Genomic DNA, 14,500 nt, shown 5'->3' on the forward strand with positions numbered 1-14,500 from the left:
AATGACCATGCAATCCACCGATCGGCCGGAAACCCGGCTGGCAACACGACTTGCCTTTCTGGTCGGGGGCTTTGCCCTGGCCTGCTGGGCTCCACTCGTCCCCTTCGCCAAGGCTCGTCTCGGGGTCGACGATGGCGTGCTGGGGATGCTGCTGCTTTGCCTGGGTCTGGGTTCGGTCGCGGCGATGCTTGCAACCGGCATGTTGAGCGCACGATATGGCAGCAAGCCGATCATCATCGCGGGCGGTTTCGGCCTCGCGATCATTCTGCCGATGCTGGCTATCGCCAGCACGCCGTTCACCCTTGGCCTTGCGCTGGCGGCGTTCGGCGCCTGCCTCGGATCGCTCGACGTCGCCATGAACATTCACGCCGTCGAAGTGGAGAAAGGCGCGGACCGACCCTTGATGTCCGGCTTCCATGCGCTGTTCAGCATCGGCGGCTTTATCGGCTCCCTGCTCGTCACCCTGCTCCTCTCCGCCAAGGCCGGCCCGCTCGTCGCCACGCTGTTAAGTTCAGCCGTGATGGTGGTTGCCATGGTCGTCGCATGGCCGCGACTGTTGCGGACAGTTCAATCGGAAGACGCTCCGCTCTTCGTCATGCCCCGCGGCTTCGTGCTGCTGCTGGCGGCCCTTGCCGCCATCACCTTCCTCGTCGAAGGCGCGATCCTCGACTGGAGTGCCCTGCTGCTGACAACGCAAGGTCTGGTCGATGCAAGCCACGGCGGCCTCGGCTACATGCTGTTCGCCATCGCGATGACGGTAGGCCGCCTGAGCGGCGATGCCATCACCGCAAGGGTCGGAGACAGGGCGATCATGCTGTGGGGCGGAGTGATCGCAGTCGCAGGCTTTGCCATCCTATTGATCAGCCCGATTTCGATCCTTGCGATGTGCGGCTTCCTGCTGATCGGCCTTGGCGCCTCAAATATCGTGCCGGTGCTCTTCCGCAAGGGCGGCACGCAAAAGGTCATGCCGGCAGGCCTGGCTGTGGCAGCAATCACCATGACCGGATATGCGGGCGTGCTGGTCGGCCCCGCGGGCGTCGGTTTCGCCGCGGATCATGTGGGCCTGCCCGGCGCCTTCTGGATGCTCGCTCTATTGCTTTGCGTCGCACCGCTCTGCGCCGGCATCGTGACCCGCAATCAGGAACCGCGCAGTCAGAAACAGGAGGAGACGGATGCGGATCGCTCATACCGCTCTATGGACGCCTGATCTCGATGCCGCCGTCGATTTCTGGAAGACCTATTTCGGCGCGGCGGTCGGTGAGCCCTATCGAAGCGAGCGCCGCCCAGGCTTCATCTCCCGCTTCGTTTCCTTGCCTGGAAGCAACGACCAGATCGAGCTGATGACCGGCCCCTGGCTTCCCGGAGATCCGCTGGGTGAACGCATCGGCTGGGACCATATTGCCATATCGCTCGGCAGCAAAACTGCGATCGACGCTTTGGCCGAGCGCTGCAAGGCGGACGGCTGCCTGAAATCCCCGCCACGCACCACCGGCGACGGCTTCTACGAAGCTGTCATCACGATGCCCGAGGGAACGCCAATCGAGATTACCCTATAGGCCTGCCTAAGCCGCGCGGGAGCAATCATTTGCCGTTCGGAGTTCGCCACCCCAGGAAACGTTGCAACCTCCCGAGTGGCGAACGCTGGCGGCAGAGATTTCTGCCGCCAGCTTTTAGCCTTCGATCAAAGCTGACCCGGCACGAAAACGCCCTCGCCTGCCTTCCGGCAAGCAAGGGCGCTCAATTCAATCGGAAAAACCCGCTAGATCAGATTTCTGCCTGCGAGGTCACGATGCGCGAAACCAGGCCGTAAGCCTTGGCTTCCTCGGCGGAGAGCCAGTAGTCGCGATCCGTGTCCTTGGCGATCTTTTCGATCGGCTGGCCGGTGGCTTCCGAGAAGATCTTGTTCAGACGATCGTTCATCTTGATGATTTCGCGTGCCTGGATCTCGATGTCGGAGGCCATGCCGCGTGTGCCGCCCGACGGTTGGTGCAGCAGGAAGCGCGTGTTCGGCAGGCAAATGCGGCGCTCCTTGGGAGCGGAGACGTAGATCAGCGCTCCGGCGGAGGCGACCCAGCCCGTGCCGATCATCCAGACCTTCGGCTTGATGAACTTGATCATGTCGTGAATGGAATCGCCTGACTCGACGTGGCCGCCGGGCGAATTCACATAGATGCGGATATCATCGTCGCTGGCGGCGGAAAGCGCCACGAGCTGCGAGCAGACCTTCTGCGCGAGTTCCTGCGTGATGCCGCCATAGATGAAGATCGAACGCGACTTGAAAAGATTCGCCTCCGCGTCCTTGCCCAAGGGCTGCTCGGTCTTCTTGTCTTCCTGTTCGTCTTCGTCGTTCATTCAACTCTCCAGCATGATGCGTCGTTCACCGCACATAGTGCGACTCAATGCGTAAAACAATGCCGGAAAAAGACAAGGCGGGAATAGCGACTGACAACATGGTGTTATGGTTGCGGATTACCGAAATGTAACTTGAATGGCTTTGAAAAGCCGAGATTTGATCCTACGTCAGGTCAGCGCGGTTAGAGATCGCGCCCCGAATTTGAAGCACAGATAGCCAAGGAGGCCATCATGTCGCCAGAAGAACGTCAATTGCTCGCCTCTCTCTTCGATCGCGTACGCGGTGCATCCAATACCCAGCGCGACGCCGATGCAGAGGCCCTCATCAATCAGTCGGTCCGCGACCAGCCCTATGCGCCCTATTTCCTGGCGCAGGCCGTCATCATGCAGGAACAGGGCATGAAGGCTGCGGCTGACCGCATCCAGCAGCTTGAAGCCCGTGTGCACGAGCTCGAGCAGCAGGGTGCCGACAATCACCAGCAAGGCCAGAGCGGCGGTTTCCTCGGCGGAATTGGCTCGCTTTTCGGCGGCGGCCAGCAACAGCGCACGGCAGCGCCGCAGGGCGGCAATCCGCAGCAGGGTCGCCTTTATGACGACTATGCCCGCAATGCGCCTCAGCCCGGCCCTTGGGCTGGCCAGCCGCAACCGCAGCCGTCTGGCCCATGGAGCCAGCAGGCCGCAGCACCTTCAGCCGGCGGCAGCTTTTTGCGCGGTGCGCTTGGCACCGCGGCCGGCGTGGCCGGCGGTGTAATGCTGGCAGAATCCCTTTCCAGCCTCTTCAGCCCGCATCTCGGCGGAACTGGCGGCGGCCTTTTCGGCGGAAATGCCGGCAGTGGTCTCTTCGGAGGCACGGCAGCCGAACAGCCGGTGCAGGAAACCATCATCAACAACAACTATTTCGGCAATGACGATAATAGCGATCAGAATGATCAGAGCGCGGCCGATTACGCCCAGGATGCTGCTCAGGACGCTCAGGACGACGCCAATGACGATTCGTTCGACAACGGCGACGACGACAGCTCGTTTGCCTGAAACAAAGTTTCTATCCTGATACAAAAGCCGCCATCCAAGGATGGCGGCTTTTTTATTCAGCCTCGACCGCGATAGGGCTGGACGCCCTGATCCGGCAGCCAAACACCCTCTGGCGGCTTGCCGGTCTGCCAGAAGACGTCGATCGGAATGCCGCCGCGCGGATACCAGTAGGCGCCGATGCGCAGCCATTTCGGCTGCAGCAGATCCACCAGGCGTTTGGCGATATAGATCGAGCAATCCTCATGGAATGCGCCATGATTGCGGAAGGAATGCAGAAAGAGCTTCAGCGACTTCGATTCGACAAGCCATTCGTTCGGTATGTAGTCGATAACGATATGGGCGAAATCCGGCTGTCCCGTCATCGGGCAGAGCGACGTGAACTCGGGCGCGGTGAAGCGCACGACATAATCGGTGCCGGCATGGCCCGACGGCACCTTCTCCAGCACGGCTTCTTCCGGATTGCTGGCAGTCTCCGTCTGGTTGCCGAGCATCGACAGGCCGGACACATCGGTCTTTGGCATCTCAGGTCTCCTTGATCACTTTGACGCGGATACCATGGGCCTTCTCACCCTCCGGCTCCACATGAATGGTTATTTCGGCGCCCGCATGGATCGCCCGTATGGCATCTTCAAGGCGGTCGCAGATGCGATGCGCTTCGCGTACCGGCATAGCGGCCGGCACGACCATATGGAAATCGACGAAGGTCACCGCCCCCGCCCTGCGCGTCTTCAGGTCGTGCACGCCAAGCGAGCCCTCGGCATTCCTGGCGATCGCATCCTTGATGACGACCTCCTCCGCCGGCAGGACAGCCTTGTCCATCAGCCCATCGATAGAATGGGAGATGACCTTCCAGCCTTGATAGAGAATGTTGATGGCAACGAGAATAGCGAGCACAGGGTCGAAGATCGGATAACCGCTGCCGATCGCCAGGAGCAGGCCGATCAGCACGCCGACCGAGGTATAGACGTCGGACATGATGTGCTGGCCATCTGCCGTCAGAGCCGGCGAGCGATGTGCCCGGCCGGCGCGGATCAAGGTGACCGCCCAGACGGCGTTGATGACGCCGGCGACGAAGTTGATGGCGAGACCCAGTACCGGCGCCTGTATCGGTTGCGGATTGCCGAGATGCCCGACCGCTTCCTGCACGATCATCAGTGCGGCGACAACGATCATGACGCCTTCGGTAACGGCGGAAAGATATTCCGCCTTATGATGGCCGAAGGGATGATCGTGATCGGCCGGCTTCTGGGCATAGCGGATGACGAAGAAGGCGATGAAGGCCGCAACGACATTGGTCAGCGATTCCAGGCCATCGGACAGAAGCGCCACCGAGCCCGTCAGCCACCAGGCCAGCATCTTCAGCCCCATGACGCCGAGCGACAGCGGAATGCCCCAAAGCGCGAGCCGCCTGATCGTATCGTTTCCTTGAGCGCTCATGCCCTTCTCCAGTGTCCCGCGCCATGCTTATGCGAATGAATTGCAAAAAAGGCGCCGTTGAAATGCAAAACCGCCCGCGCGAAATTCGCGCAGGCGGTTCATTGACGCTCCATATGGGCCAGGACTTCGCGTTTGTCAAAGGCGGCCGCCCTTTTCGCACGACAATTCGTCCCGATGTGCGGATTGAGAGAAACGCCGGTTGGGCATTTAGTTTGCAGAAGACGAGTAGGACTTTTCCCAAACCGCCGTTCCGCGACAATTGGAAGCCGATAATGCGCTCGCCTGCGAAAAATCGTGCTGGTAGTTTGGCTTGCGATCCGGCACTAAGCTGTGCTTCAGCCTGGCGTGCAAGGGTCGATGGTATTGGCCGATGCGCCGCCGCCTCTTATGAAAATCATGGTTGAACATGCCCGCTCTTGAAAAGACTGCCGATGCCGCACCTTCCATCGCCGACGCCCCTGCAGGCGTGTCGGATCACCTGGTCGCATCCGGCGCGTTTTCGGAGGTGGAGCGCGACGCCGTCTATCGCGCGATCGAGACCCGGCGCGACGTCCGCGACCAGTTCCGGCCTGATCCCTTGCCCGACGATCTCGTCAGGCGTCTGCTCGAGGCGGCCCATTCTGCGCCATCCGTAGGCTTCATGCAGCCGTGGAATTTCGTCCTCATCCGTCAGGACGAGACGCGCGAGCGTGTGTGGCAGGCCTTCCATCAGGCCAATGAGGAGGCCTGCGCGATGTTCGAGGGTGATCGTCGCGCTCAATATCAACGGCTGAAGCTGGAAGGCATCCGCAAGGCACCGCTCAGCATCTGCATCACCTGCGACACCAAACGCGGCGGACCGGTCGTGCTCGGCCGCACGCATAATCCGGATACCGATGTCTATTCGACGGTCTGCGCCGTGCAGAACCTCTGGCTTGCCGCAAGGGCCGAAGGCGTCGGCGTCGGCTGGGTCAGCATCTTCCATGAGAATGCCATCAAGACGATCCTCGGCATACCCGAGCACGTCAAGATCGTTGCCTGGCTCTGTGTCGGCTATGTCGACGAGCTCTACGACATGCCGGAGCTTGCCGTGAAGGGATGGCGCGAGCGCCTGCCCCTCGACAAGCTCGTCTTCGAGGAAGGCTGGCAGGACTGCGAGGACATGTAAAGGCGGTCGATTTCCGGCAGCCCCGTCAGATCCAAGCCTCAGGATCGAAACGTGACGAAAGAAATGACGTTGCCATCCGGGTCGCGCACATGGAAATCAGTGCCGCCCCAAGCCTGTTTGGTGAGCGGTTGTGCAAACTCCACGCCCCTCGCCTTGAACTCCTCGAACAATCCCTGGACATTCGAGACCTCGATCGAAGCGAGGATCAGCGCCCCCTCTTTCGCCGCAGCAGCTGCAAAATAGGGTTCATAGACGAGCCGCAAGTGAATCCAGATACCGCCGCGCGACACCGCCCCGTAGAACGGCGGCGAGCCGTGCATGAAATCCTCTGAGAAACCCAGCTTCTCCCTGAAGAAGGTCGCACTCGCAATCACATCCCGCACGAAGAGGATCGGAACGATGCTCTTGAAAACCGGCGGTTCCGCTGTAGCGGCCGGCATCTTCGGCGCATCCACCGCCACCGCCTTCAACTCTGCCCAATTCTTGTGGCCCGCTTCGACCGCAACGATCTCTTGCGCCAGCGTCAAAGGAAACTTCATCGCCAGGATCTCGCGATCCGTCAGTGCCTTGAAACGGTCGAGTATTCGAACTCTCCCGCCAATGGAATAGTCGCGATCACGGTGCCAGCGCATCAAGAGCTTGGCTTGTTTACGGTAGGTGTCGAGGGTTGGCATGGGCAGACTCCTGCTGAGTGATATCAGCGGGCGGGCTTAGCCCTTTCGGCCCAATGCCGATGTGCCCCACAGGAACGGGGTCATGATTAGGGTACAACCTGTTGCAAGTCAAACTGCCTCAAAACGAGTGATTGCCTGCCGCAAAGCGCCCGTCGTCATTATGCAGCCGTAAAGACATTCGCAGCATCCAGGGCAAGGATGTCCAAAGGCCGGAGGTTAACCCCGCCTGTCTAAGTGCTGCGGCAGTCCAGGTGTTGCATCCCATCAGCGCGTTGAAATAACCGCGCGCTTCGAAGAACGCATCGTTTGGGCCGTAATTGCCGCCAAGTAGAGGCACCGGCCCATTATCGGCCTGCACGAAGCTACCGAGGATGAATTGCTTCAGCCGCTCAAGACCTTCGGCATCGATGTCGATTGCCGTGACCGGTGGCGCATCCAGCGGGATATCGCCCGCCAGTTCCACATGGATGACGGAGCGGTCGAGCCCGAAGCTCTTCAGCACAGGACCTGCCTTCAAATCAGCCCAGGTCCGCGTTTCCGTATAGAAGCTCCGGCCGCCCCAGCCGAAGATGAGATAGCGCAGATTGGGATTGTCGAGATCGAGCCCGGCCGTTCGCAGGAAGGCGAAACGGGTGAGGAGATCGCCATCGACGGGAATGGCAATGTCCGTATGGATGGGATTGCTGAGCATGAGGATTTGATGGGATCGCTCGGCTTTCTCAGTCGACCCATTATGCCAGAGCGGCCGCGGCACGATGATGCCGAGGCCGACGAGAAGCACGACGGCGAGAACGGCGGAGAAAACGCCCTTGAATATCTTTGAGATCACCGACTGAAAGCCCCCGCCAACAATCAATCTCTTCAGCGGTTTGTTGGCTCTTTCAAGGCATGAAATAGCCCCATGCACTTTTTCCGAGTGCATGGGGCTATCAAACATCAGAGCTCTAAACGCTGGCCTCAGGCGGCCTTCGTCTTCACCCGCCGCGCCAGATGCGCCACGACATTCTCGATCATCCGCATGCCGGCATCGCCGCCGAGCGTCATGATCGATTCCGGGTGGAACTGTACGGCCGCGATCGGCTCCTTCACATGCTCGATCCCCATGATCGTGCCGTCTTCGCTCTCGGCCGTGATCATGAAATCACGCGGCAGGCTCGACGGATCGGCAAAGATCGAGTGATAGCGTCCGACCGTCACTTCGCGGCCAAGGCCGGAGAAGACCAGTCCCGGCTCCAGCACGCGGATGCGCGAGGGCTTGCCGTGCATCGGGATCGCCAGATGGCGCAATTCGCCGCCATACGCTTCGGCCAGCGCCTGCAGACCCAGGCAGACGCCGAAGATCGGCAGGTTGCGTGCCCGCGCCTTCTTGATGGTCGCTTTGCAATCGAAATCCTTCGGATTGCCGGGACCTGGCGACAGCACGACCAGATCCGGATCGAGCCGGTCGAAGACCTCTTCCGGCACCGGCGTACGCACGGTCGAAACCGTCGCGCCCGTCTGGCGGAAGTAGTTGGCAAGCGTATGTACGAAGCTGTCTTCGTGGTCGACGAGCAGGATCTTCACACCCTTGCCGACGGAAGCGACGTCACGTTGCTGTTTGCCGGAATTGCCGGTCTTGGCATCACGGATGGCGGAAAGCATGGCAGAGGCCTTCAGTTCGGTTTCGGCTTCTTCTTCCTCGGGGATCGAGTCGTTGAGCAACGTCGCTCCGGCCCGCACCTCGGCAATGCCGTCCTTGATGCGGACGGTGCGCAGCGTCAGGCCGGTGTTCATGTCACCATTGAAGCCGACCATGCCGATCGCGCCGCCGTACCATGCGCGCGGGCTCTTTTCATGGCTCTCGATGAAGCGCATGGCCCACAGCTTCGGTGCGCCGGTGACGGTGACGGCCCAGGCGTGGCTGAGAAAGCCGTCGAAAGCATCCATGTCGTCGCGCAGGCGGCCTTCGATATGGTCGACCGTGTGGATCAGGCGCGAATACATCTCGATCTGCCGGCGGCCGATGACCTTGACCGAGCCCGGCTCACAGACGCGGCTCTTGTCGTTGCGGTCAACGTCGGAGCACATGGTGAGTTCCGACTCGTCCTTCTTGGAGTTCAGCAACTTCAGGATCTGCTCGCTGTCGGCGATCGGATCGTCTCCGCGCTTGATCGTACCCGAAATCGGGCAGGTCTCGATACGGCGGCCGGACACGCGCACGAACATTTCTGGCGACGCGCCGATCAGATATTCCTGATTGCCGAGGTTGATGAAGAAGGAATAGGGTGACGGGTTGATCGCCTTCAGACGCTTGGAAATGTCTGAGGGCTTGCTGTCGCAGCGTTCCATGAACTTCTGGCCGGGCACGACTTCGAAGAGATCGCCCTTGCGGAAGCTCTCCTTCGCCTTGACCACCAGCTCGGCATATTCGCCCGGGCGATGATCGCTCTTCGGCGGAATCGCGTCGGTGTGGCGGAACGGCTCGGATGCGATCGCACCGGACTTGCCCTCCGTCGATTGGCCGTCCTTGGCGAAATCATAACGATCGATCCAGGCCTTGGCTGAATAGTTGTCGACCACCAGAATTTCGTCCGGCAGGTAGAGCACCATGTCGCGCTGATCGTCCGGGCGCTTGAGCTTCAGGTTGATGGCGTCGAACTGGAAGGCCAGATCGTAGCCGAAGGCGCCGTAAAAGCCGATGCTGGCGTCAGCCTGTGAATAGAAGAGATCGGTGACCGCGCGCAGCACCGTGAAGACTGTCGGCATCTTCGAGCGCTCTTCCTCGGTAAAGACCCGATCCGGCGTCTTTACCGTGAGATCGAGCCGGCGCGGCGTCGAAGCGCCGAGAACAACTTCCGAAACCGTTTTCAGCTTCTCCGCGATGAAGCCGAGAATAACTTCGCCGCGCTCGTTATAGGCATCGATCCAGACATCGCGCCCATTGCAGGAAAGACCGAGGGGCGGATCGACGATGGCGGTATCCCAACGCGTATAGCGGCCGGGATATTCGTAGTTCGACGAAAATACCGCGCCGCGGCGCTCGTCGAGCTTGTCGATGTAAGACGATACGGCGTCCGCATAGGGCGTCGGCCGACGCTGCCGGGTGACGGTGATGCCGCCCTTCGTCTCGTAGATTTCCGCACCATCATCCCGAAGGATCGTTACCATTGTTCCTCACTCCGTTGTCAGGCCCGGATGACAGGCGGCCGATATAACAAAAAAGCCGCCTCGAAATCTCGGGCGGCTCACTCGTCGTCTTTGAACACGATTGGTCGAGGCCGCCTCAGCGTGCCCACCACCAAACTGCAATGTTGTTCAAAGCCATGTTCATGGCGGGAATTGTTAGCGTGAGATGCCGCGATGCGCAAGCCGCAATCTCGGCGATGGGCAGAAACGATTTTTCGTCTCTGCCCATCCTTCGCCTATTCCTGTACCCTGGCCGCTTCAAAGAACTCTTCCGGCCCATCCACTTCGACCAATCGTTTCCGGTCGATCAGCCAGAAGCGATCGCCGACCAAGCGCACGAAGCTGCGATCGTGCGAGACGAGAAGGCAGCTTGCCTCGTTTGCCGTCAGTTCGCCCTCCAGTGCCTCCTGGCCATCGATATCCAAATGGTTGGTCGGCTCGTCCAGGAGGTAAAAGTTGGGATTGGTCAGCCGCAGCACCAACATGGCAAGCCGCGCCTTTTGCCCGCCAGACAGACGGCCGATCTCCTTGCCCTGCATATCGATGTTGATGCCGACACCGACCAGCAACGTGCGGGCACGCTGCTCTCCAAGTTCGAACAGGCGCGTGACCATGCCGAGCGGCGTGTCCTTCTGGCCGAGATTGGAGAGCGCCTGGTCGCTGTAACCGAGCACAAGAGAGGGCGTCGGCTTGATCGCATCGCCGCTCGATGGATCGGCAATGGCCTTGCGGATCATCTCTACGAACCGCGTCTTGCCCGCGCCGTTCTGCCCGAGAAGCACGATGCGATCGCCCTGGCAAATCCACTGCTGTCCGGTCTTGAACAGCAACGTCCCATCAGGCGTCGTCACCGCGGCATCTTCAAGCGTCAGAAGCACCTTGGCGTGGATGCCGCGATTGGCGAGCTTGATCGAGCCGGAAGAGCGCTCGCGGTAGCCAGGTCTGGCGCTATCCTCCAGTTTCTCCGCCCGTGCCTTCAGCTGCTTCGTCTTTACGGTCAAGAGATCGCTGCCGGAATTGACGCCGAGATTGTAGAGCTTGGCCGCCTGCTTGCGCAGCTGCTGCGCCGTCTTCATCTCCTTCTGATAACGACGCTCGTCCGAGGCATCGACCTCATCCAGCGCCGCCCGCGCCCGGCTATAGGGTAAGGCATAGGTCTGCGGCTGGTCCTGACGCAGAAACAGGGTCCGGTTGCAGACAGCATCGAGGAAAGCGCGGTCGTGGCTGGCGATGATGACGGGCACGTCGCGCGGCAAGGCATTCAGCCAATCCTCAAGCAACGCGATCTTGGCGAGATCGAGATGGTTGGTCGGCTCATCGAGCAGCAGCACGTCGGGCTCCGTCACCCAGATGCGGGCAAGCATGGCCAGCCGCTGCCAGCCGCCGCTGAGTTGGGCAAGCGCCCTCTCCCGCATAGCCGCAGGCACGCCAAGCGAGTCGAGAGTGACGTCGACGCGCCAGCTTTCGCTCTCGACCTGCTCTTTCGGCAAGGCTTGAAGGACGGCGTCATAGAAGGAAACGTCCAGCAGGCTCGCCGGCACATTCTGCTCGACATAGCCGACGCGCAAGCCCCGAGCACGGGTGATGTCGCCCGTCGTCGGCTCCAGCCTGCCGGCCAGGCAATTGAGCAACGTGGTCTTTCCACGCCCATTCGCGGCAACGATGCCGACGCGGTCGCCCGCATCCACCGTGATGTTGAGGTTGGAAAACAGCGGCGCACTCATGGTGACGCCCAGATTGCGGAGATTGATCAGAGTCATGGTCTTTTCCGGTCTCGATCGAGCATCTCAAGGCATCGCCGGCGGCTCCTTTTGCCGCGCTAAACCGATGCCCCAGGCCCAAGCAGGCCAATGCTCGAAAACATGTCATGACGCGGCCGCGCAAATACGCCGGCTCACGTCGCCCAATGGGCAGACCAGAAGGAATGAGTGAGAAACAGCCTCTGATCAGCCCTGCAAACGCATCTGCAGGGCACGAGTCGGACCGAACTGGCGAATATGCCAGACTATCTTGGTCATACGGTCCTCCTCTCTTTTTTCTCGACGGTTAAAGACTGCGTCGCTCGAATAACACCGAACGTTGCGATTTACAATTGCGCAAAGCTCCAGATGCCACGCTAGAGGGCAAAAAAGAGGCGATGCCGAAGCATCGCCCAAGTTTGCTGCATCGATGTAACGGCTCAAAACCTCTGCGTCAGCGTCAGCTTGAAGGTCCGGCCAGGCTCGGAATAATAAGCCGAAGGCTGCGTGAGACCCGTGGACGCCACGTTGAGCGAGTCGTAGTAGGTCTTGTTGAAGATGTTGTAGACACCGGCGCGCAGCGACAGTCCCTTCACCTGCTCCGGCTCCCACCAACCCGTCAGATCGAAGATGCCGTAACCGGGGGTGCGGAAATTGTCTCCGGTCTTCTTCGGCTCGCTGGTCGCGGTGATGAAAGTCAAGTCCGTTCCCCAGACGTCAGCCGCATAGCCGATAGTGAAGGCCGCCTTGGCCGGAGCCACGGAATTGATCCACTCACCGCTGTCCGAATCCTTGCCGTTCACATAGGCAAGCGCGCCCTTGACGTGGATGCCGTTGTCGAACTTCTTGTGCGCGTTGACCTCAACACCGAACATGCGGACGTTGGCGCGGTTGAAGTATTCGGTGATCCCGAGCGGATAGGTGCCGGTCGGATCGACACGGCTCGATGAGTCGATGAAGTTCTTATATTTGTTGTAGAACGCGCCGATATGACCGCCGAAATCATCGTCACCGAGGTTAGTGCCGATTTCGATGCCGTTGCTGGTTTCCGGCTTCAGGTCTGGATTGCCGTAGCTGACATAGCCGCCGGACACGCCGTAGTTCACGTAGAGCTCGCTGACATTAGGTGCGCGGAAAGCCATGGCCCATTGTGCGTAGAGCTCGACATTGTCCTGCGGCTGGTAGGATGCACGCAGCTTCGGCGAGAAACGGCTGTCCGACTGGCCGGATGGCAGGCCCTGATAGTTGGCGCTGTCGCGATAGGCGCCCGTGTTCTTCGGCGAGTAATCATACCAATCGAAGCGCAGGCCCGGCGTCAGAGAGAAGTTGCTGGAGCCGAACTCGATCTTGTCGTCAATGAAGGCACCGACACGCTTGCTGTCGACGTCGGGCATATCAGACTGGTTGGTGTGCAGGAACGAGCAAGAGAAGGCCCAGCGGGCGGGACCGCAGGCATCTTTACCTGCAGAATACTGATGCACCTTGCCGAAAGCGGTATCGAGACCGAAAGTGACCTTGTGGTGCAGATCGCCGGTGTCGAAGGATTTGGAGGCATTGCCGTTGAAGCCGATGCTGCGGTCTTCCATTTCATTGCGGCGCCAATAGTCGCCGATGACGGAGGTATAGCGGTAGCCCTCAACGCCTTCTTCGCGCAGGAGGTTCTGCCAATAGAAGACGGCATTGGCCGTGTCGACAAGCGAATCTGCGCTTTCAGCGTCATATTTGTAGTCGAGCGAAACGCGGTTACGTTCCGTATTGTCGGTCGTATCGTAGTTGCCTGGACGGAGATTCCCGGTCAGGCTCTGCGAGTGCATCGCATCGATGGTCTTGTCTTTGTTGTAATGCTCAGCCGTGATCCCGAAGGTGCCGATATCGGTATACTGGCGGATCTTGAAGAGACCGCTTCTCTGATTGTAGTCGGCCGGATCCGCTTTGGTACGCGCGGTCGAATAGCCACCGATATCGCCGTTGTTCTCAAGCTCGTGGCCGTGCGTGTAGCCGCCCTCGAAAAGAACGGCCGTATTGTCGATGCGCTTGGCGACCGCTGCCGAACCCCCGATGCTGCGATCATCACCATTATAGCCGAACTTGAAGACGCCGCCCCAGGTCGCGCCGGGTGCGATCAGATCTTCCGGCTCCAGCGTGCGAAGCACGAAAGCACCGCCCAGAGCACCGGAGCCAGCGCGGCTGGAATCGGCGCCGCGCACGACATCGACGCTCGAAAGCGCGTTGAAATCGAAGCTATTGGCGCCGCCGTCCGCCCCACGGGCGACATCGAGCATGAAGGGGATTGCAATGCCGTCGACCGTGGTCAAGACACGGTCGTCGCCGAGGCCGCGAATGTTGACGCCGCCGGTGGTGCGGTTGAAGCCGACGCCGACCTCCGTGCTGCGGCCGAGATCCTCGATGCGCGTGATCTGGTTCTCGTCGATTTCCTTGGCCGTCGTCTCGCTGGCGGTCGGGGAATCGGCCAGCACATCCTTGCTTGCCTTGCCTTTGCCCTTCACGACGATCGGTTTCAGATTGGTGACGCGATCGCCCTTGGCCGCCTCATCATTCTGGGCTGCGGTCTGCGCAAAAGATGTCGTGGCCAGCCCGAGGGCCAGAAACGCGGTGCATGCCAAGAGAGCCGAGCGGGAGCGCCGGACAACCATAACCATTCCTTTCGAATTGCTTCACCGGGCTGGCTGGTTGCTGCGTCGAAAGCAGGCAAGGGGCTGGCTAGGTTATCTTGTTAACGGGCGGAAATATTCCGCCTTCTTTCTGCCGCATAAAAAACATGAGTATTATTGTCAATATATACGGCGCCTATAATCATGAATAAAATTGTCATCTTTTAAGACAAGAGGCAAACGTTGCTGAATTGCAACGAAATGACAGCCTCGCGCGTTCTATCAGCATCATCATTAGAATTGGCTGAATTACTTGATGCTGTTTAGAATCGTTTCATTAGT

The 14,500-nt window shown here is 60.1% G+C and carries 12 protein-coding genes; 4 read left to right on the forward strand and 8 right to left on the reverse strand.

Going from position 1 to position 14,500, the window contains the following annotated elements:
• The first annotated feature begins 7 nt into the window (after positions 1-7).
• Positions 8-1,207, forward strand: coding sequence for an MFS transporter (locus ABOK31_RS10550; RefSeq protein WP_349955992.1), 1,200 nt, complete (start codon positions 8-10; stop codon positions 1,205-1,207).
• Positions 1,173-1,556 (forward strand): VOC family protein, encoded by a 384-nt coding sequence (locus ABOK31_RS10555; protein WP_349955993.1) that lies wholly within the window; start codon positions 1,173-1,175, stop codon positions 1,554-1,556. Before ABOK31_RS10550 ends, ABOK31_RS10555 begins: the two co-directional genes overlap by 35 nt.
• 208 nt (positions 1,557-1,764) lie before the next feature.
• Here ABOK31_RS10555 and ABOK31_RS10560 read toward each other — a convergent pair whose 3' ends face one another.
• On the reverse strand, positions 1,765-2,352 hold the full coding sequence (locus ABOK31_RS10560; protein WP_349955994.1) for an ATP-dependent Clp protease proteolytic subunit: 588 nt from the start codon (positions 2,350-2,352) through the stop codon (positions 1,765-1,767).
• A gap of 231 nt (positions 2,353-2,583) precedes the next feature.
• Here ABOK31_RS10560 and ABOK31_RS10565 point away from each other — a divergent pair, with 231 nt between their 5' ends.
• Positions 2,584-3,384, forward strand: a complete 801-nt coding sequence (locus tag ABOK31_RS10565) for a DUF2076 domain-containing protein (RefSeq protein ID WP_174180361.1) — start codon at positions 2,584-2,586, stop codon at positions 3,382-3,384.
• A gap of 56 nt (positions 3,385-3,440) precedes the next feature.
• Here the strand turns inward: ABOK31_RS10565 and queF are convergent, their stop codons facing one another.
• Together queF and ABOK31_RS10575 are read right to left on the reverse strand one after the other, a co-directional pair.
• Positions 3,441-3,905 (reverse strand): preQ(1) synthase, encoded by a 465-nt coding sequence (queF, locus tag ABOK31_RS10570; RefSeq protein WP_015340658.1) that lies wholly within the window; start codon positions 3,903-3,905, stop codon positions 3,441-3,443.
• Between the two features lies 1 nt (position 3,906).
• On the reverse strand, positions 3,907-4,821 hold the full coding sequence (locus ABOK31_RS10575) for a cation diffusion facilitator family transporter (RefSeq protein ID WP_174180362.1): 915 nt from the start codon (positions 4,819-4,821) through the stop codon (positions 3,907-3,909).
• A 406-nt stretch (positions 4,822-5,227) separates the two neighbouring features.
• On the opposite strand from ABOK31_RS10575, the gene bluB reads away from it, so the two are divergent.
• Complete coding sequence (gene bluB, locus ABOK31_RS10580; protein ID WP_349955995.1) at positions 5,228-5,968, forward strand: 5,6-dimethylbenzimidazole synthase; 741 nt, start codon at positions 5,228-5,230, stop codon at positions 5,966-5,968.
• Positions 5,969-6,006: 38 nt separating this feature from the next.
• Here bluB and ABOK31_RS10585 read toward each other — a convergent pair whose 3' ends face one another.
• The 5 genes from ABOK31_RS10585 to ABOK31_RS10605 all read right to left on the reverse strand — a co-directional run bounded on the left by ABOK31_RS10585 (position 6,007) and on the right by ABOK31_RS10605 (position 14,200).
• A complete protein-coding gene (locus ABOK31_RS10585) occupies positions 6,007-6,642 on the reverse strand; it encodes a glyoxalase superfamily protein (RefSeq protein WP_349955996.1) in 636 nt (211 codons plus the stop codon).
• 118 nt (positions 6,643-6,760) lie between these two features.
• Positions 6,761-7,468, reverse strand: a complete 708-nt coding sequence (locus ABOK31_RS10590) for a TIGR02117 family protein (protein WP_349958922.1) — start codon at positions 7,466-7,468, stop codon at positions 6,761-6,763.
• A 131-nt stretch (positions 7,469-7,599) separates the two neighbouring features.
• Complete coding sequence (locus ABOK31_RS10595) at positions 7,600-9,789, reverse strand: anthranilate synthase (protein WP_174180369.1); 2,190 nt, start codon at positions 9,787-9,789, stop codon at positions 7,600-7,602.
• A 254-nt stretch (positions 9,790-10,043) separates the two neighbouring features.
• Positions 10,044-11,567 (reverse strand): ABC-F family ATP-binding cassette domain-containing protein, encoded by a 1,524-nt coding sequence (locus ABOK31_RS10600; RefSeq protein WP_174180371.1) that lies wholly within the window; start codon positions 11,565-11,567, stop codon positions 10,044-10,046.
• 419 nt (positions 11,568-11,986) lie between these two features.
• Positions 11,987-14,200 carry a TonB-dependent hemoglobin/transferrin/lactoferrin family receptor gene (locus ABOK31_RS10605; RefSeq protein ID WP_349955997.1) on the reverse strand — a complete coding sequence of 738 codons (2,214 nt, stop codon included), beginning with the start codon at positions 14,198-14,200 and terminating at the stop codon, positions 11,987-11,989.
• Positions 14,201-14,500 lie beyond the last annotated feature (300 nt).

The organism is Rhizobium sp. ZPR4 (assembly GCF_040215725.1).
Lineage (GTDB): Bacteria > Pseudomonadota > Alphaproteobacteria > Rhizobiales > Rhizobiaceae > Rhizobium > Rhizobium rhizogenes_D.